Origin of the sequence: Xanthomonas sp. LMC-A-07 (genome assembly GCF_030208825.1) — a bacterium.
Lineage (GTDB): Bacteria > Pseudomonadota > Gammaproteobacteria > Xanthomonadales > Xanthomonadaceae > Xanthomonas > Xanthomonas campestris.
Genome location: NZ_JARVTF010000017.1, coordinates 164288 through 182639, shown reverse-complemented (window position 1 = coordinate 182639; position 18352 = coordinate 164288). Strand labels below are relative to the sequence as shown.

Annotated in this window: 19 protein-coding genes; 9 read left to right on the top strand and 10 right to left on the bottom strand. The window is 67.1% G+C overall.

What is annotated here, in order from left to right:
* The first annotated feature begins 366 nt into the window (after window positions 1-366).
* Complete coding sequence (gene moaB, locus QRM89_RS18435) at window positions 367-885, top strand: molybdenum cofactor biosynthesis protein B (protein WP_014506802.1); 519 nt, start codon at window positions 367-369, stop codon at window positions 883-885.
* Window positions 886-915: 30 nt separating this feature from the next.
* A complete protein-coding gene (ppk2, locus tag QRM89_RS18430; protein WP_011036100.1) occupies window positions 916-1698 on the top strand; it encodes a polyphosphate kinase 2 in 783 nt (260 codons plus the stop codon).
* On the opposite strand, the gene QRM89_RS18425 is transcribed toward ppk2, so the two are convergent.
* From QRM89_RS18425 to QRM89_RS18410, 4 genes are all read right to left on the bottom strand, one after another.
* Window positions 1680-2903 carry a hypothetical protein gene (locus QRM89_RS18425; RefSeq protein WP_285448671.1) on the bottom strand — a complete coding sequence of 408 codons (1224 nt, stop codon included), beginning with the start codon at window positions 2901-2903 and terminating at the stop codon, window positions 1680-1682. The two genes, ppk2 and QRM89_RS18425, sit on opposite strands and share 19 nt — an antisense overlap.
* Window positions 2904-2990: 87 nt before the next feature.
* Window positions 2991-3257 (bottom strand): acylphosphatase, encoded by a 267-nt coding sequence (locus tag QRM89_RS18420; protein WP_012439131.1) that lies wholly within the window; start codon window positions 3255-3257, stop codon window positions 2991-2993.
* Window positions 3257-3871, bottom strand: coding sequence for a TlpA disulfide reductase family protein (locus tag QRM89_RS18415; protein WP_042596310.1), 615 nt, complete (start codon window positions 3869-3871; stop codon window positions 3257-3259). The genes QRM89_RS18420 and QRM89_RS18415 overlap by 1 nt, the downstream gene beginning before the upstream one ends.
* Window positions 3868-5145 carry a YihY family inner membrane protein gene (locus QRM89_RS18410; protein WP_042596311.1) on the bottom strand — a complete coding sequence of 426 codons (1278 nt, stop codon included), beginning with the start codon at window positions 5143-5145 and terminating at the stop codon, window positions 3868-3870. Before QRM89_RS18410 ends, QRM89_RS18415 begins: the two co-directional genes overlap by 4 nt.
* A gap of 112 nt (window positions 5146-5257) precedes the next feature.
* On the opposite strand from QRM89_RS18410, the gene wrbA reads away from it, so the two are divergent.
* Both wrbA and QRM89_RS18400 read left to right on the top strand, forming a co-directional pair.
* Window positions 5258-5854, top strand: coding sequence for an NAD(P)H:quinone oxidoreductase (wrbA, locus tag QRM89_RS18405; protein ID WP_014506797.1), 597 nt, complete (start codon window positions 5258-5260; stop codon window positions 5852-5854).
* Window positions 5851-6195, top strand: a complete 345-nt coding sequence (locus tag QRM89_RS18400) for a DUF2069 domain-containing protein (protein ID WP_274400257.1) — start codon at window positions 5851-5853, stop codon at window positions 6193-6195. Before wrbA ends, QRM89_RS18400 begins: the two co-directional genes overlap by 4 nt.
* Window positions 6196-6329: 134 nt before the next feature.
* Here the strand turns inward: QRM89_RS18400 and QRM89_RS18395 are convergent, their stop codons facing one another.
* Entirely contained in the window at window positions 6330-7547 is a 1218-nt protein-coding gene (locus tag QRM89_RS18395) for a glycoside hydrolase family 30 beta sandwich domain-containing protein (protein ID WP_042596314.1), read from the bottom strand.
* Between the two features lie 416 nt (window positions 7548-7963).
* On the opposite strand from QRM89_RS18395, the gene QRM89_RS18390 reads away from it, so the two are divergent.
* Window positions 7964-8449 carry an asparaginase domain-containing protein gene (locus QRM89_RS18390; RefSeq protein ID WP_011036092.1) on the top strand — a complete coding sequence of 162 codons (486 nt, stop codon included), beginning with the start codon at window positions 7964-7966 and terminating at the stop codon, window positions 8447-8449.
* Between the two features lie 3 nt (window positions 8450-8452).
* On the top strand, window positions 8453-8926 hold the full coding sequence (gene ybaK / locus QRM89_RS18385; protein ID WP_285448670.1) for a Cys-tRNA(Pro) deacylase: 474 nt from the start codon (window positions 8453-8455) through the stop codon (window positions 8924-8926).
* 126 nt (window positions 8927-9052) lie between these two features.
* On the opposite strand, the gene QRM89_RS18380 is transcribed toward ybaK, so the two are convergent.
* The 5 genes from QRM89_RS18380 to sufT form a co-directional block, all read right to left on the bottom strand.
* Window positions 9053-10750 (bottom strand): S8 family peptidase, encoded by a 1698-nt coding sequence (locus tag QRM89_RS18380; RefSeq protein ID WP_285448669.1) that lies wholly within the window; start codon window positions 10748-10750, stop codon window positions 9053-9055.
* Between the two features lie 336 nt (window positions 10751-11086).
* Window positions 11087-12496 (bottom strand): S8 family peptidase, encoded by a 1410-nt coding sequence (locus tag QRM89_RS18375; RefSeq protein ID WP_225041724.1) that lies wholly within the window; start codon window positions 12494-12496, stop codon window positions 11087-11089.
* 237 nt (window positions 12497-12733) lie between these two features.
* Window positions 12734-14476: a S8 family peptidase gene (locus tag QRM89_RS18370; RefSeq protein WP_285448668.1), complete on the bottom strand. Its 1743-nt coding sequence runs from the start codon at window positions 14474-14476 to the stop codon at window positions 12734-12736.
* A 315-nt stretch (window positions 14477-14791) separates the two neighbouring features.
* Window positions 14792-15877, bottom strand: a complete 1086-nt coding sequence (locus QRM89_RS18365; RefSeq protein ID WP_011036086.1) for a branched-chain amino acid aminotransferase — start codon at window positions 15875-15877, stop codon at window positions 14792-14794.
* Window positions 15878-15941: 64 nt separating this feature from the next.
* Window positions 15942-16496 (bottom strand): putative Fe-S cluster assembly protein SufT, encoded by a 555-nt coding sequence (gene sufT / locus QRM89_RS18360; RefSeq protein ID WP_011036085.1) that lies wholly within the window; start codon window positions 16494-16496, stop codon window positions 15942-15944.
* A 173-nt stretch (window positions 16497-16669) separates the two neighbouring features.
* On the opposite strand from sufT, the gene QRM89_RS18355 reads away from it, so the two are divergent.
* The 3 genes from QRM89_RS18355 (at window position 16670) to QRM89_RS18345 (ending at window position 18351) form a co-directional block, all read left to right on the top strand.
* Complete coding sequence (locus QRM89_RS18355) at window positions 16670-17089, top strand: hypothetical protein (protein ID WP_285448667.1); 420 nt, start codon at window positions 16670-16672, stop codon at window positions 17087-17089.
* Window positions 17090-17437: 348 nt separating this feature from the next.
* Entirely contained in the window at window positions 17438-18001 is a 564-nt protein-coding gene (locus QRM89_RS18350; protein ID WP_014506786.1) for an RNA polymerase sigma factor, read from the top strand.
* Complete coding sequence (locus QRM89_RS18345) at window positions 17998-18351, top strand: hypothetical protein (protein WP_076056415.1); 354 nt, start codon at window positions 17998-18000, stop codon at window positions 18349-18351. Before QRM89_RS18350 ends, QRM89_RS18345 begins: the two co-directional genes overlap by 4 nt.
* Window position 18352: the final 1 nt, after the last annotated feature.

The window sequence follows — 18352 nt, the reverse complement described above, 5'->3', positions numbered from 1 at the left end:
GGAGAGCGGCACGGGGATGTGCCGCGGCGGCGAGTCAGACAGGATGTCTGACCGAGCCGAGGAGCCGATCCCCGGCCGCGCTGCCGCCCCCTCACCGAAGCTAGCGTCTTGCTTCGCCGTACCCTCACCCCAGTCCCTCTTCAGGAGGGAGAGGGGCGTCCAACCTTGCGGCGTGGGCGCTCGGCGGCACGCACACCAGTGGCGAGCAAGCTGTGCCTTCTCCCCCCAGGGAGAGCGGCTTATCGATTTGCCACGAACTGTCAGTTGCTAATTGCCAGTATCAGCGGATCCTCGACTGCGACTGACGTTGTGCGGCTTCACGCCGTGGTGCTGTACCCGGCCGTCCAGGCTCGCTAGGCTGGCGGCATGCCTTCCAATCTCGACTTCATTCCCTTGCACCTGTGCGTACTGACGGTGTCCGACAGCCGCACCCTGGCCGATGACCGCTCCGGCGATTATCTGGTCGACGCGCTCACCCACGAGGGCCACGTACTGCATGCGCGTGCGTTGTGCCCGGACGATCGCTATCGCATGCGCGCAATTGTCTCTGCCTGGATCGCCGATGCGCAGGTGGACGGCATCCTGGTGACCGGTGGCACCGGCTTCACCGGGCGCGATTCCACGCCCGAGGCGATCACCCCGCTGCTGGACAAGCTGATGCCGGGCTTTGGCGAGATGTTCCGCGCCATCAGCGTTGCGGAAATCGGCACCTCGTCGCTGCAGTCACGCGCGTTTGCCGGCCTGGCCAACCACAGCTTCGTGTTCTGCCTGCCCGGTTCCACTTCGGCCTGCCGCACCGCGTGGGAACAGATCGTGCGTGCGCAGCTGGATGCGCGCACCAAGCCCTGCAACCTGGCGACACTGCGTCCACGGCTGAGCGAATAGCCTGCGCGCTCCATCGCTGGCGGAACGCGCATGTCGCACCTCAAACGCAAGGCCTACAAGAAACTGCTGGAACCGCTGCAGCTGGAACTGGTCGGCATGGCACGCTGGCTGCAGCACACCAACCAGCGCGCGCTGGTGCTGGTGGAAGGCCGCGACACCGCCGGCAAGGGTGGCGTGATTCAAACCATCGCCAGCCATCTCAATCCGCGCCAATGCCGGGTGGTGGCGTTGCCCAAGCCCAGCGATCGCGAAAGCACGCAGTGGTATTTCCAGCGTTACGTGACGCATCTGCCGGCGGCCGGCGAGTTGGTGCTGATGGATCGCAGCTGGTACAACCGCGCCGGCGTGGAGCGCGTGATGGGCTATTGCACCGATGCGCAGTACCAGGCGTTTCTGGAGCAGGCACCGCGCTTCGAACAATTGCTGGTAGACGACGGCATCCTGCTGTTCAAGTACTGGCTGTGCGTGGATCAGGCCGAGCAGGAAGAACGCTTTGCCGAGCGCCACGCAGATCCGCTCAAGGGCTGGAAACTGTCGCCAGTGGACCTGCAGTCACGCGCCAAGTACGACGACTACACCGCCGCGCGCGAACGCATGCTGCAGGCCACCCACACCGCGCAAGCGCCGTGGACGCTGGTGGATTTCAATGACCAGAAGCGCGGGCGGCTGAGCCTGATCCGTGATCTGCTGGACCGGCTGCCGGATACCTCGGTGCCGCAGGAGCTGCTGCCGCTGCCGCCACTGGACGGCAAGCTGCACAAGGAGCACTACGGCGTGCTGACCCCGATCGACGATTACGCCGGCCAGTCTTGAGAGACTTCGTCGCTGGCGGCGGTGGCGCGCGGCAACGGATGCACACCCGCCTGGCCTTCGACCTGCTCGGCCTGCACCACCAACTGGCTCAGGCGCTGGGCGAACAACTGCATGAAGCCGCGGTGCAACGGGCGCATGGCCTCGATGTAGTCGACATCGTCGGTCTGCGGCCCGAGCGGGCTGCAGGACGCCAACAGCACTTCGTCCAGGCGCAGCGCGGTGTCGGGCAGGCGTACCGTGGCCGCGCGACGTAGCCAGTCGCGCATGCCCTGGCGGTATTCGGCGGCCAGGATGTAAGCCACTTCCACCTGGTCCAGGTCCACATCCGGGTTCCAGGCGAGCACCTGGATCACCTGCGAGCGCTCGTCCAGCACGCGGCTTTCGGCGATCAGGGCATGCAGCTGCTGCAACAGCTGCCATTGCGCGAGCGCACCGTCGCGCTGCGGCGAAGGCATGGCCTCGATGGCCAGCGCCAGGCGGCGGGCGAACAGGGCCGGCACGTCGGCCAGCACCAGCGGGCCGGCGTCGGCGCCCAGCAACAGGCGTTCGGTCCGCAGCGCGGCGGTGTCGGGCAGATAGCCGTCCTGCAGCGGGCGCATCACGCCGTGATCGAGCAGCGACAGCACCACATCCAGCCAATAACGGCGTTCCTGCTGCTGCGCGCGGTTGGCGCTGGCGTTTTGCCAGGCGGGGCGCAGCTCGTCCAGGCGCGCAATGCAGGCCTGGCTGTCCAGCGCATCCCATGGCGCGCGGGTGGCGTCGTTCGGATCGAAGGCGTCGACGTTGAGCATGCCGCCGCCGAAGCGGTGCCAGGCGGCGCCACGCAGCGCGTTGGCCGGATCAGGCTTGGCCGGGGCGAGTGGTGCTGCCGTGGCTGGCCGCAACAGCGCGGCGTAGGCATCGGCCCAGGAATCGGGAAGACGGGCAGACAACGGATAGCTGGCTGACGGTTCGCCCAGGCCGCGCCGCGCCAGGCGCAGGCTCCACAGCACCGCACCCAGCACGATGCCCGCGAAGACCCAGGCCAGCAACCAGCTGGCGGCGGCCTGCTCAGGGCGCAACACCCGCGTGGCCGGGTGCAGGAACAACAGCCAGCCGCTGCCCAGCAGCGCGCCCAGATACAGCCACGGCGCCAGCTGCGCCGATGCACTGCGAGGTTCGGGCAGGTCGCGCCCACTGTTCTGGTCTTGAGATGGAGCTGCCATACATTTCCCCTGCACGCCTGATCGCGTGGACATCCAGGTTATCGGCGAGGAAACGCAAGTCTGTTGCCCTGCTCAGGCAACTTTTGGCTAGCCGGTTACAAATGCTTCAGTCGTCGGAATCGCGCATGGCGTGCGCGTGACAGACGCGACCTTGCTCGCTGGCGAGCCCTGCCAGAGCCAGTGTTCAAGTGCCTCCAGTGCTGCAGCAGAACCGGCGGCAACAACTTCCACGCTGCCGTCTGCCTGGTTGCGCGCATGTCCGCGCAGTTGCAGCGCCAGCGCCCGCTCGCGCGTGGAGGCGCGGAAGAACACGCCCTGCACGACGCCGGTGACGATGAAGCGTGCCGCCTGCATCAGCCGGCCTTGCCGGTGATGCCCACTGCAGTCTCGATGTCGCGCGCGGTGACCGGGCCGAGGAACTGCTTGGCCACCTTGCCGTCAGGGCCGATCAGGTAGGTCATCGGCAGCCCGCGCGGGGTGGCGAAGTCCTGCGGCGGCTGGTACGGGTCCAGGATGGCCACCGGATACGACACCGGGTGATCCTTGAGGAAGGACTGCATGTCGGCGGTGGTGATGTCCTCGTAGGCCAGGCCGACCACTTCGATGGAGTCGCGCATGGTATGCAGCGCCGACAGCTCGGGCATTTCCTTCAGGCACGGCGCACACCAGGTGGCCCAGAAGTTCACCACCACCCACTTGCCGCGGTGCGCAGCCAGGTCGTAGGTCTCGCCGGATACGGTGGGCAGCGACAAGGTGGGCATCTCAGCGGTCTTCTGCACCACCGAACTAGTGGTGGACGCAGCGGCCGGGTCAGTGCCGCCCGGTGGAGTCGCCGGCGCCTGATTGGCGGGCGTGGGCGCCGGTGACGCCGTGGTCGATGTGCCCTCGCCGGCGGGCTTGCAGGCGGTGAGCAGGACCAACGGCAACAGCAGCGCGCAGGCACCGCGCGTCAACGAACGCAGGGTCATGGGGGATCTCCCGGAAGGTGGGTATAGAGGTCGCCGACCGGCTGCGCCAGCACGCTGCGCAGCGGTTGACGCAATTGTTCCAGCGCAGCGGCGGCGGCCTGGCCATAGGGGTCGTCGCGGCACGGCAAGGGACGGTCTTCAACCGGCACCCGCAACTGGCAGCTTTCGTACAGCTCGGCCAGCGGCACCACGTCCAGATCGCGCGCCAGCAGCCAGTTGCCGCGCTCGTCACGGCGCAGCAGGCGGATACGTTTGAGCTCGCACAGCAGCTCCTGCATCAAGGTGTCGGTGAGCATGGGCTCCAGCGCCAGGATGCGGTCTTCGTCCAGCCCGTTGCCGTGCAGGCGGGCCTGGCGGAAGCGCCCGAGCAGGCGCAGCAGGCCGTAGATCTCGAATCCTGGCGGCAGCCGCATCGCTTCGGGCTGATAGCGGAACGCTGACATCGACGAGGCCAGCGACGCGCCCAGCAACACCGACACCCAGCTCAGGTAGATCCACAGCAGCAGGATCGGCAGCGCCGACAATGCGCCATAGATGCGCTGATAGGTCTGGAAATTGCCCAGGTAAAAGCCGAAGCCCCACTTGACGATTTCCATCAGAATCACCGCCAGCAGCGCGCCCGGCAGGGCATGCCGCAGCCGCACCACATGCTGCGGCACCACGCGGTAGATCAGCACGATGCAGACGAACTCCACCGCCATCGGTGCCAGCCGCCAGGCGAATTCGGCCAGCCACTGGCCTTCGGTGGTGCGGAACAGCGGCAGCGCGAACACATACGCAGCCATGGCCATCGACGCGGCCGCCAGCATCGTGCCCAGCGTCAGCACCGTCCAATAGATCAGAAAGCGCGTCACCTTGGGCCGGGCCGCGGCCACGCGCCAGATACTGTTGAAGGTCTGCTCGATGCTGTGCAGGGTGATCAGCAACGAGGCCACCAGCGCCACCATGCCGGCTACGGTGAACTTGCCCAGATCTTCAAGCGACCGGTTGAGGTAGTTCTGCACCGAGCGCGCCGCGCCCGGCACGAAGTTGTTGAAGATGAAGTCGGTGAGCGCGTCCTTCCACTCGTTGAATGCCGGAAACGCCGACAACACGCCAAACACCACGATCGCCAGCGGCACCAGCGCAAACACCGTGGTGTAGGCCAACGACGCGGCCGCCTGGAACAGCCGGTCGTCCAGGAAACGGCGCCACAGAAAACGACCGAAGCTGGCCGTGCGTGCACGGTCCCGCAGGCGTTCCTTCCACTGATGCATGGTGTTCACACGCGACATCGGGCAAGGGTAACCGAAGCGTCGTCATCGCGGCCTTGCCGCACCTGCGGCGTGCAGCCAGGCCACGCCATCGCCGATACTGCGGCCACCTCACACAGGCGGCAGATGCGCGATGACGGAAATTCTGGTGCTGTACTACAGCCGTGGCGGTTCGGTGGCGCGGCTGGCGCGGCAGATCGCGCGCGGCATTGGCGAAGTGCCCGGCATGAGCGCGCGGCTGCGCACGGTCCCGCCGGTGGCGGCGGTCACCCAGACCAGCGCCCCGCCGGTGCCCGACGAAGGCGCGCCGTATGTGGACGCTGCGGATCTGGCCGAATGCGCCGGCGTGCTGCTCGGCAGCCCGACGCGCTTCGGCAACATGGCCGCGCCGATGAAGCACTTCCTCGACAGCCTGGGCGCCGAATGGGCCAACGGCACCCTGGCCGGCAAACCGGCGGCGGTGTTCACATCCACCGCCTCAATGCACGGCGGCCAGGAATCCACGCTGCTGTCGATGCACCTGCCACTGCTGCACCACGGCTGCCTGATCGTCGGCATCCCGTTTACCGAAACAGCCCTCAGCCACACCACCAGCGGCGGCACGCCGTATGGCGCCAGCCATGTCTCCGGTGCGGGCGGCGACCCGCAGCCCAGCGACGAGGAAGCCGTGCTGGCACGCGCCCTGGGCCGGCGCGTGGCCGATATCGCCCGGCGGCTGGCAACCCCGTGAGCCGGCGCGCCGCGCACTGGCTGCTCACCGCCGCCTTGCTGGCCCTGTCGGCGTTGTTCGTGGTGTGGTTTCACGATGACCGCCACCGCGTGGCCGCGTTGCTGGTGTTCGCGCTGCCGCCGCTGCTGATGGCCATGGGCGCCGTGCGCAGCGCGCGTGCGCGCTTCTGGGCCGGCGTGTTCGCGCTGGGCTGGTTCAGCCACGGCATCATGGCCGCCTGGAGCGCCCCCGGCGTACGTGGGCTGGCCTGGCTGGAATTGCTGCTGGCCCTGCTGGTGGTGACGCTGGTCAGCGGCCATGGCGTGGCCGCGCGGTTCGGCAAGCGCCGCGCGTCGCGCTAACGCGGGTTGCGCAGGCGGCCAGTGGGGCGGACGAACTGCCCGCTCCACTGGCCGTGGACTCACACCGTCACAGCGAGGTCATTGCCGTGGGCAGCGTACTCATTGCCTGCCCTCCTTCACCGCAGCGCCGCCTGTCACTGCCCTACCAGCGTGGCGATGCTCTGCGGGTCGATATACAGCGAGGTCTTGCCGCCGCTCACCGTGTACGCACCGGCATAGCCGGCGTTGAGGCTGGATGAGGTGGTGTATTTGACGAACTGCGTGGCCGCGCCGGCCGGCACGGTCAGATCCAGCCGCTGGTGGGCGGTGCCGGTGTTGACCGCCACCACCACGATCTTGTTGTCCGGCGTGCGGTACGCCGTGGTGGACACGTCCGCATACGGATGCTCGGTGGCACCGATCCGGACCGACCCTGGCCGCACAAACCGCGCGAACTGCGACATCACATACCCGCGCTTGCTGACCGAACCACCTTCGCTGATCAACCCGTAACTGCGGCGGATGTACCACCAGATGTAGGCGTTGTAGTTGGCGACCATGCTCTGATGCAGCTCGCTCGCAACGCCCAACGCCGACGGCCACGCATTGCCATCGCTGGTATCGGTGTAGTGCTCGGTCATCCAGACCTGCTTGCCCTTGCTGCGCGCCAGTGCGTAATCCTTTGGCTGCGCGCCGTACAGATGTCCGGCGACGATGGACGTGGCCTGGCTGGCCTTGGCGTTGTTGAGCACCGGGTCGGTGATGGAAAAGGTGAAGCCAACCGATTCGCCCACGATCACCTTCAACGCGCCGAACTTGCCGCCTTCGGCGTTGAGATAGTTGACGAAGTCGCTGCCATTCCAGTCTGCGGATTCATAGTCTGGATGCCAATCCGGCTCGTTCTGCAGCGAGATCGCGTACAGCGGCGCATTGCGCGCCGAGAGGTAGTTGGCGAAATCCAGCAGATGCGTGGTGTAGGCGGCATACGAGGTCGACAACAACTTGCCGCCCTTGACCAGGCTGTTGTTGGACTTCATGTACGCGGGCGGCGACCACGGCGTGGCAAACAATATGCCACCCAGCGCGCGCACGCGCGCGGCGGTGGGAACCTGCAGGCTCCAGCCACTGCTGGAGGGGTCGATGCGCATGCGCAGGATCGATAGGCCGATCTGTCCGTTGCCGCTGCCATAGGCAAGATCCACCTGCGCGGGGGTCAGATCGTTGATCCATCCCGCACCATTCATCCCGCCGAATCCGCGCACCGTCTGGTACGTCTGGTTCGGGTTGACCGTGACGGTTTGCGCAGCGGCAGTGGCGGTAAGGCACAACCCTATCAACGGCAATACGGCACGCAGCAACACGGAAGGCTTCATGCGTCATCTCCAGAATTGAACGAAGGTGCCAACCCAACGCATCGACGGCCGTGCGCGCACAGGCAGCCATTGCACAGCGCGTTGGCATTGCTGCCTCGCACGGCCGCGCAACAAAGCGATCGCGACCAGTGAAACAGCGTGTGGAGTGTGCACGTGGCCGATGACACTTGAATGGGCATGGCATCCCAGAACGCGGCACTGTCATGCAGCGAATGGATGGCGCAGCAAGGAGTGCGTGCGGTGACGCACGCGCACGCGTCACCGCTGCGGCAGTGCACCACGCCTCACGCTGCCGCGCCATACATCGGAATGCGCCCTGCCCGGCCAGGCCATCGCCTGCACCGCTGGCGCCAGCGCCGTATCATGGCGGCCCTCGCGCGGCCTTGCACCGCGCCGGCCCTACAGGACCCGCAGCAATGGAAGACCTCCTGATCGTCACCACCGGTGGCACGATCGACAAGATCTACTTCGACGACAAATCGGACTACCAGATCGGCGACCCGCAGATCGGCCAGATCCTCAAGGAACTGGGCGTCACCTTCCGCTTCACGGTCATCCCGATCATCCGCAAGGATTCGTTGCACATCACCCAGGAAGACCGCGAGCTGATCCGCGCCACCATCCAGGCGCAGCCCGCCCGGCAGGTGCTGATCACCCACGGCACCGATTCGATGGTGGAAACCGGCAAGGTGCTGCAGTCGATCGCCGACAAGACCATCGTGATGACCGGCGCACTCAATCCGGCGCGCTTTCGCGGCTCCGATGCCGAGTTCAACATCGGCTGCGCGGTCGGGGCCGTCCAGACGCTGCCGGCCGGCGTCTACATCGCCATGAACGGAAGGATCTGGAACCCGGAAACGGTGCGCAAGAACGTGGCCGCCAACCGGTTCGAACCGGTCTAAGCGATGAGCAAGGCCACCCGCGCAACCCGTGCACTGGATGCGGCCGGCGTGGCCTATGTGCTGCATCCTTATCAGTACCAGGCCGATGCCGACGCCAAGGGCCTGCAAGCTGCGCAGGCGCTGCAACTGCCGCCGCACCAGGTGCTCAAGACCCTGATGACCTGGGTGGACGAGCACGCGATCTGCGTGGTGATCCCGTGCGACCGCCGGTTGTCGTTGAAGGCCCTTGCCAGCGCCTGCGGCGGTAAGTCCGCGCGCATGATGGAGGTGGCCGATGCCGAACGCCGCACCGGCTACAAGGTGGGTGGCATCAGCCCGCTCGGGCAGCAGCGGCCCGCGCCGGTGCTGATCGAATCCAGCGTGCTCGACGCACCTGCGCTGTGGATCAACGCCGGCCAGCGTGGCCTGCTGCTGGAACTGGCCGGCGCCGAGATTGTGCACGTCCTCGGCGCGCGCGCTTACCCGCTCTGCGAGTGAGCCTGCCACGCCCGCAATAACGCAGGTAAGCCAGCCTTGCGTCCGCCATACATAGAAACGCGCTGGCACCTTGCCTGAGGCGCCAGCGCGTCACTGCCTAGCACCGCCAGGCGGCTGCCCTGGCTGTCAGTACGTCGCCACCAGGTTGACAGCGGAGAACGCCAGCGTTCCTTTCAGTCGCACGTAATAGGTGCCTGCCGCAGGTGCGGTCAGTGTGCAGGTTTCGGTGTTGCCGACCAGCATGCTGCGGCAGCCAAAGGCGGCATCGGTGGGCAGTGCATTGGCGCGCAGTGACAGGTCGGCATTGCCGCTGCCGCCGCTGAGCGCGACCTTGAGCGAGCGCGTGCCTGCCGGCACCTTGACCTGGTAATACAGCGAATCGCCGATCGCCGCGCTCAGGCCAGTGCGTACTGCATTACTGGTCAGCAGCGTGGCATTGATCACCGCCGCCACCGCGCCATCGGCATTGACCAGGCCCGCACCGCAGCCGGGAGCGCACGCCACCGGCAATGGGCGTGCACTGCTCTTCAGCAGCGCCTCCACCGTTGCCGGCGTCAGCGGGTTGAGTGCCACCGACTGCATCAACGCCACCACGCCGGCCACGTGCGGCGCCGCCATCGAGGTGCCGCTATACACCGCGTAGGCCGGATTGGCTGGAACCGTGGTGCCGCTATTGAGCGTGGAAATGATCGCCTGGCCGGGCGCCGCAATGTCCACGCCCTTGCCGAAGTTGGAGAAGCTGGCCTTGGCGCCGGCCGAAGTGGTTGCCGCCACCGCAATCACGTTCGCGCAATTGGCCGGCATGCTGGTGGCCACATCCATATTGCTGTTGCCGGCCGCCACTACCACGGCGGTGCCGCGCGTGACCGCGCCGGTGATGGCATTGCCGATGATCGTCGAGCAGCTGCCGTAGCCGCCGAGCGACAGGTTGATCACTGTGGCGGGATTCGGATTGGCCGGTACGCCGGTCACCTTGCCGCCAGACGCCCACACGATGGCATCGGCGATATCGGACATATAGCCACCGCACTTGCCGAGCACGCGCAACGGCAACAATTTGGCGTTAAAGGCGGTGCCGACCACACCGGCCGCGTTGTTGCCAACCGCGGCAACGATGCCGGCGACGTGGGTGCCATGCCAGCTGGAATTGGACGCCGACGCGCCCGCACCGCAAGCGTTGGCCGCAGACCAATCGCCCTGATCGGCTGCGTTGTTGTCACGCCCGTTGCCGTCGCCTGCGACGGTGGGGTCGGTGATGAAGTCGTAGCCGGGCAACACGTTGGCGGCCAGGTCCGGATGCGCGGTGATGCCGGTATCGATCACCGCCACCACGATGCCCTTGCCGGTGGTGCGGTCCCAGGCCGGGCGGACATTGAGGCTGGCGGTGGTGGTTCCCATCGCCCATTGCTGTGGCAGGCCGGGGTCATTGGGCACCAGCAGCGGCCGCATCAGCACGTCCACTTCCACCCGCTTGACGGTCGGGTCGGCGGCAAGCCGGCGCATCAGGCTTTCCGAGTCGACCCGGTCCAGGCGCCGATCGGCCACCAGCAGCATCGGGCCGGCACTGAGCCGCCGCGTGGCCGACAAGCCCAGCGCGCGCCCTTGCCGCTTGGGGACGGCGCGGGCGATCTCGCCCCACGGAGCCAACAGCCCGGTCGCGCGGGTGCTGCCTACGCGGTCCTTGTAGCTGACGATGAAACGCTGGTGGCTCGAGCCCGATGCCAGCCCCTGCAGGTTGACCTCGCCGGCCGATACCTGAAACACACACGCCATCGCACACACACACGCCGCGTAACGCAATGCGCCAACCGTTGACTGCCTCATGAATCGCCCTCCCCAGGACATCGGTACTCGGATGACGCGCAGCGCAGGGACTGCAATGCCGCGTCGGATGCGCGGGCAGTGCATGACGCAGCCCCCACGTGACGAGGCTATCGGCGAACCCGAATGCCGCTGAAGCCAGGCAGCATCCGCCCACTTGCGTTCGTTCAGCCGCCCCTGGCGCACGTCACGGCCCCATGCAGTGCGCCCACAAAAAAGCCCCGCCTGGGCGGGGCACAAGAGAGAGAGACAGGCACTGACAGCAGCGTCGGGAGCGCTCTGACAGACGCCGGCACTGTGGCCGGCGTCCGCTGGGGAAATACGCGTTACGGCGTCGCGTTACGGCGTCTGGCTGACCGCGCCGGCTGCGTTGACGATGCCGGCACCGCAACCGCCCGAACAGGCGCCCGGCAACGGCCGCGCAGTGTTCTTCAACAGCGTTTCCACCGCCGCCGGGGTCAACGGACGCGACGCTGCCGACTGCACCAGCGCGACCACGCCGGCCACGTGCGGCGCCGCCATCGAGGTGCCGTTGTAGGACGCGTAGCTGGCGCTGCCCGGGGTGGTGGTGCCGCTGTTGAGCGTGGACAGGATCGCCGAGCCTGGGCCGGAGATATCGATGGTGGTGCCGAAGTTGGAGAAGCTCGAACGCGCGCCGGCCGAGGTGATCGAGGCCACCGAGATCACATTGGCGCAGCTGGCCGGGGTGAAGTTGGCCACGTTGGCATTGCTGTTGCCCGCTGCCACCACCACCGTGGTGCCGCGCGACACCGCGCCGTTGATGGCGTTCTGGTAGGTGCTCGAGCAGGCGCCGTTGCCGCCGAGCGACATATTGATCACTTCGGCCGGGTTGGCATTGGCCGGCACGCCGCTGACGGTGCCGCCGGAGGCCCAGACGATCGCATCGGCGATGTCCGAGGTGGTGCCGCCGCACAGGCCCAGCGCGCGGATCGGCACGATGCGCGCATTGAACGCGGTGCCGGCCACGCCGGTGCTGTTGTTGGTGACCGCGGCAATCGTGCCGGCCACATGCGTGCCATGCCAGCTGGAGTTGGCCGCTGCCACGCCGGTACCGCACTGGTTGGCCGCGCGCCAGTCGCCCTGGTCGGCCGCGTTGCTGTCACGGCCGTTGTTGTCGCGCGCACGCGCCGCATCGCTGATGAAGTCGTAGCCGGGCAGCACGTTGGCGTTGAGGTCCGGATGGCTGGTGATGCCAGTGTCGATCACTGCGACCACCACGCCGGTACCGGTGGCGGTGTCCCAGGCCGGACGCACGTTGATGCCCGATGCGGTGGTGCCGAAGCCCCACTGCTCGGATAGACGCGTGTCGTTCGGGGTCAGCGTCGGGTACATGATCTGGTCGATTTCCACATATTCCACGCTCGGGTCGGCGGCGATGCGGCGCATCAGCGTCTCGGCTTCGGCGCGGTCAAGACCGCGGTCGGTCTTGAGCACTTCGGAGCCCAGCGCGGTGCGACGCACGTGGTTCAGGCCCAGCGCGCGGCCGGCGCGTGCCGGCACCGCAGTGGCAACAGAATTGAGCGAGGCGCGCATCGAGGTCGGGCTCACCGACGCACTGCTGCCGTCGCGGTATTTGACGATGAAGCGATCCAGCGTCGGCTGCGAATCCAGCCCGGACAGATTCACCTGCCCGGCGAAGGCCGGCACCGCCAGCAGCGAGGTCAGCGCGGACACACCCAGGACTACCAGCGCGCGCGTAGGCGCACGACGTTGCGACACATTGGACATCGATCGTTCCTTTCAGTGATGAGGTGCCGCGGATGCGGCGTGATGGCCGGACCCCGTCGCGCGCTGCGATGGCAGGTCTGGAAGTGCACAGGCAGGTGCCTGTCGAAACGACTGACCGGTGTCCGTCCCGGCCACGCGGCAACACATCCCCAGCGCCTGCCGAATCGGTAGGCGTGGGAGTGGATTGCAGATGAGGAGCGCGCCCTGGCGCAGTGCCGGGGCGCGCGTGACGCGCGGTTAGTAGCTGGCGCGCAAGGTGACGCCGGAGAACGTGCTGTAGGCCTTCAGCCGCACGTAATACGTTCCGGACGGTGCGGTGATGGTGCAGGTCTCGGCATTGCCGCTGCGGTATGGGCGGCAGGTGTAGGCCGAGTCGGTCGGTGCACTGCCGGCGCGCACGTACAGGTCGGCATCGCCGCTGCCGCCGCTGGTGGTCACCGTCAAGGTGCCGCTGCCGGCCGGCACGGTGATGGTGTAGTTCAATTCCGCGCCGGTTGCCGCGCCCAGGCCGGTCACCGGAGTGCCGTTGGTCAAGGTGTTTCCACCACCGCCACCGCCGCCGCTCCCGCCATTGATGGCCGCAGTGACCGCGGCATCGGCGTTGACGATGCCGGCACCGCAGCCGCCCGAGCAGGCGCCCGGCAATGCACGCGCGGTGTTCTTCAACAAGGTTTCCACCGCCGCTGGCGTCAGCGCGGTCGGGGCGACCGACTGCACCAGCGCGACCACGCCGGCCACATGCGGCGACGCCATCGAGGTGCCGTTGTAGGACGCATAGCTGGCGCTACCCGGCGTGGTGGTGCCGCTGTTGAGCGTGGACAGGATGGCCGAGCCGGGTGCCGACACATCGATACCGGTGCCGAAGTTGGAATAGCTGGCCTTCGCGCCCGCCGAGGTGGTGGCGGCCACCGCAATCACGTTGGCGCAGTTGGCCGGCAGCGAACCGGACACGTTGGATGCATCGTTACCGGCCGCGACCACCACCGTGGTGCCGCGCGACACCGCACCGTTGATGGCGTTCTGCATGGTGGTCGAGCAGCTACCGCCGCCGCCGAGCGACATGTTGATCACCTCGGCCGGGTTGGCATTGGCCGGGATGCCGCTGACGGTGCCGCCGGAGGCCCAGACGATGGCGTCGGCGATATCCGACAGCGACCCACCGCACTTGCCGAGCACGCGCACCGGTACGACCTTGGCGCCGTAGGCGGTGCCGGCCACGCCGGTGCTGTTGTTGGTCACTGCCGCGACCGTGCCGGCCACATGGGTGCCGTGCCAGCTCGAGCTGGCGGCGGGAATGCCGGCGCCGCATTCGTTGGCGGCGTACCAGTCGCCTTCGTCGGCGGCATTGCTATCACGGCCGTTGCCGTCGCGTGCGGTGGTTGCATCGCTGATGAAGTCGTAGCCCGCGAGGATGTTGGCGTTGAGGTCGGCATGACTGGTGATGCCGGTATCAATCACCGCCACGACCGTGCCGCTGCCGGTGGCCTTGTCCCAGGCCGGGCGGATGTTCAGGCCGGCGTTGGTGGTGCCGAACGCCCACTGCTCGGACAACCGGGTGTCGTTGGGGGTAAGCGTGGCATGCAGGATCTGGTCGACTTCAACGCTCTGCACGTTGGGATCAGCGGCCAATTGCCGCATCAGGGTTTCGGCCTCGGCGCGGTCCAGGGCGCGGTCTGCCCTAACCAGTTCCGGCCCCAACGCCAGGCGGCGCACCGAGTTCAGACCAAGCGCCTTGCCGGCTTTGGCCGGCACCGCGCGCGCAGCAGTGCGCAGCGAGGTGGTCAACGCGGACGGGCTGGCCAGCGCGGTGCTGCCATCCTTGTAGGTCACGATGAATTTCTGATGGGTCTGTGCGGTGGCCAGGCCATCCAGGTAGACCTCGCCGGCAAAGGCCGGCCTCGCGAGCAGCAGCGAGGTCAGGGCGGACGCGCCCAGGATGGTGAGCGAGCCAGTACGCTTGCGGAGAGACGCAGTCGACATCGAATTCCCTTCCATATCAAAGAGAACCGCCGGAGCGGTGTTATCCGGCGCCGCCTTCCGTAGGTCAGCGCCGAGGTCCCCGGATCGCCCCTGTTATCGATCCGTTCAGCGAACCTACCGCACTGCAACCGAACTGGACAATAAGAACTTCGCACTTTCAAAAAATTAAATATCAGATTTGTGACACCGTACGGCACCGTTCAGTCTCGCGATGACATGTAGCGACACCAAATGACACGCACGTGCTGCACTGCGCGCAAAAAAAAGGCCCCCGCGCTGACGCGCAGGGGCCCTGATTTGGCTTGACGTGTTGGCTTAGGACAGACGCACCAGCCAACCGTGGCGGTCCGGCACGCGCCCGTACTGGATGTCGGTCAGCTCCTGGCGCAGCGACATCGTCACCTCGCCCGCCGGTGCAGACAGGTCGCCGACCGCAAAGCCATCGCCCTTCAGCTCGCCGATCGGGGTGACCACGGCCGCCGTGCCGCAGGCGAACACCTCGCTGATCTCGCCGGAGGCCACGCCGTCCTTCCACTCGTCGATGGACACCTTGCGCTCCACCACCTGCATGCCGCGGTCGCGGGCCAGTTGCAGGATGCTGTCGCGGGTGATGCCTTCCAGGATGCTGCCGGACAGCTCCGGGGTCACCAGCGTGCCGTCCTTGTAGACCAGGAATACGTTCATGCCGCCCAGTTCCTCGATGTACTTGCCTTCCACCGGGTCCAGGAACAGCACCTGCGAGCAGCCTTGCGCGTAGGCTTTCTGCTGCGGCAGCAGCGAGGCGGCGTAGTTGCCGCCGCACTTGGCCGCGCCGGTGCCGCCCTTGGCTGCACGTGCGTACTCGGTGGACAACCAGATCGACACCGGCGCCACGCCCTTGGCGAAATACGGGCCGGCCGGGCTGGCGATGACGTAGTACGAGGCCTTGTGCGCCGCGCGCACGCCCAGGAACGCCTCGTCGGCGATCATGAACGGGCGGAAATACAGGCTGGTTTCCGGCGCCGACGGCACCCAGCCGGCATCCACCGCCACCAGCTGGCGCAGCGATTCGACGAACAGGTCCACCGGCAGTTCTGGCAGCGCCAGGCGGCGCGCCGAGCGCTGCAGGCGCTCGCCATTGGCCTGCGGGCGGAAGGTCCAGATCGAGCCATCGGCATGCCGGTAGGCCTTGATGCCTTCGAAGATCTCCTGGCCGTAATGCAGCACCGAGGCGGCCGGATCCAGCTGCAGCGGGCCGTAGGCACGCACCTGCGCGTCGTGCCAACCGAGCTCGTTGGTCCAGGAAATGGCGACCATGTGGTCGGTGAAATGCAGGCCGAACCCCGGCGCAGCCAGGATCACGGATAGTTCGTCGGCGCTGCGCGGCGACGGGGAGCGGGTGGAAGCGAAGGACACGGACACCGAGAGATTCCTGTAGAGCGGAAGGAAAGACGCGGCGCCACGTGCAAGACATGGCGCCTGATGGTCAGAGCATGCCGGTCTCGAGACGGGCCGCTTCGGACATCATATGCCGGCCCCACGGCGGGTCGAAGACCAACTCCACGTCGGCCTCGGCAATGGTCGGGATCATTTCCACCTTGCTGCGCACGTCGTCGACCAGGATCTCGCCCATGCCGCAACCGGGCGCGGTGAGGGTCATCTTGACGTCCACCCGGCGCTGGTTGTCTTCTTCGCGATGGCTCACCACCGCCTCGTAGACCAGGCCCAGATCCACGATGTTGAACGGAATCTCCGGGTCGAAGCAGGTGCGCAGCTGCTGCCACACCAGCGCTTCCACTTCCTCGTCGCTGGCGTTCTCCGGCAGTTCCAGCCCCGGTGGGGCCTCCTTGCCGATCGCATCGCCGTCCTTGCCGGCAATACGGAACAGGTTGCCTTCGACGAAGACGGTATAGCTGCCACCCAGCGCCTGGGTGATATAGCCGTAACTGCCTGCGGGCAGGGTCACCGAATCGCCCTGCGGCACCATGACGGCATCGCAATCGCGTTCGAACTGGACGGGTTCGCTGCTACGGGAATACATGGGCTGGATATGGGGCCGCGTCGGGAGCGCGCAAGTCGGCCATTCTAGCCGACCACGGCGGGCAGGCTGCCGATTGCGGCGTGCAGCACGGACGACGCTGCATTCCATCCGCCAGCGCTGCACACCGCAACGGCGGCACGCGCTCTATCATGTGCGCACTGTCAGGAGTTCCAATGCCGCCCACCTCTGCGCCCGCCAGAACCGCTCACTGGCTCTGGCCCCCGCTCCTGCTGCTGGGATGCGTCACCGCCCTCATCGCCTGGATCCTCGTCGCGCTGGCCCTGGGCCATCAATCCGGCTGGATGGCAGTGCTGGTCGCGCTGGAAGTGGCCTGGATGCTGCGCCTGGGCACCTTGCCGGCTGGCCCGCTGCGCGTGGGCATCACCCTGGTGTCGACCGTGGCGCTCATCGTGGCGGCCAACTGGGGCATCGCGTCGGCACAGCTGGGCGGCGCACTTGGCCTGGATCCGTGGACCTCGTCGCTGAAGATGGGCGCCGGCCTGGCCTGGACCCTAATGCAGCTGGCCAATACCGGGTTCGACCTGGCCTGCTATGTGGCTGCGCTGGGACTGGGCTGGTGGGCTAGCCGCTAGCTGCGGTTCCCCGTGCCCGCGTGCGGTGTGCTGGCAGTGTGGGCTGTGATGGTTCGCTCGGACCCGCAGGCGTTGGTGCCTACCGCTTGAAAGGACCGGTGGCCGTCTCTTTGGCTTGTTTGCGAAGCAGACAGATCAGGCCCCAGTTCGGCCAATTGCTGCCACTTGTTTCGGCGCGCTTAGTCCTCCGCGGTGATACGCACATTAGGCCTCGGGCGCTTCGCGGCAGGCATCCCGCCCGCCGCGATTCTTGCTCACCTTCCCTGCCGTGCGCTGCCCGTGTCATCGCGTGTCAACCCGATGGCTGCCCGTGCGTTGACGGCATATCGTCTTCGCGGAAGCTACGCTGTGCTGGTGGGAACCCCTTTCGATCCGCAACCTGCTGCACCGGCAACGGCGGCGCCTGTCTCGCTGGACGCGTTCCTGTCCGGGATCGGGCCGCGCGCGTTCCGCTTTGCCGAGGCCGGCCTGCGCCACCGCGAGGACGCGCTGGACGCGGTGCAGGACGCCATGGTGCGGCTACTCGGTTATCGCGATCGTCCTGCCGAAGAATGGACCCCGTTGTTCTGGAGCATCCTGCGCAGCCGCATCATCGACCTGCAGCGGCGGCGCAGCTTCCGGCTGAAGTTCTGGGCCCCGAACGAACGTGCCGACGACGAGGGCAGCATCGACTGGCTCGATCCGGGCATCGGCCCGGCCGGCGAACAGCAGCAGCAAGAGGCCTATCAACGCCTGGTTGAAGCGCTACGCACATTGCCGGCACGCCAGCGCGAAGCCTTCACGCTGCGCGTGCTCGAAGACCTGGACGTGGCCACCACCGCCAAAGCGATGGGCTGCTCGGAAGGCTCGGTCAAAACCCATCTGTCGCGTGCGCGCGACGCCTTGCAAAAACAGTTCGAGGATTTCCTGTGAACCGCTCCCACGACCCGGCCCAGTTCGATGCGCAGATGCGCCGGCTGCATGCCACCGCGCTCACCACCTTGCCGCCGGAGACACTGGCCAAGCTGCGCCAGGCACGCCATGCGGCCACCGCCCAGCGTTCGCGGCGCCTGCACTGGCTGCTGGCCACCGCGTGCTCGGCGCTGCTGGCGGTAGGCATCGGGGTGCAGTTGCGTCCCACCGAGCAAGCACCGGCAACCACGACCACGCAGGTGGCGACCACTACGCCAGCCGCCACGAGCACCGACACCGATGACCTGCTGACCCAGAACCCGGACCTGTTCGTCTGGCTCGGCTCCGATACCGCCCTGGCCATGGAATGAG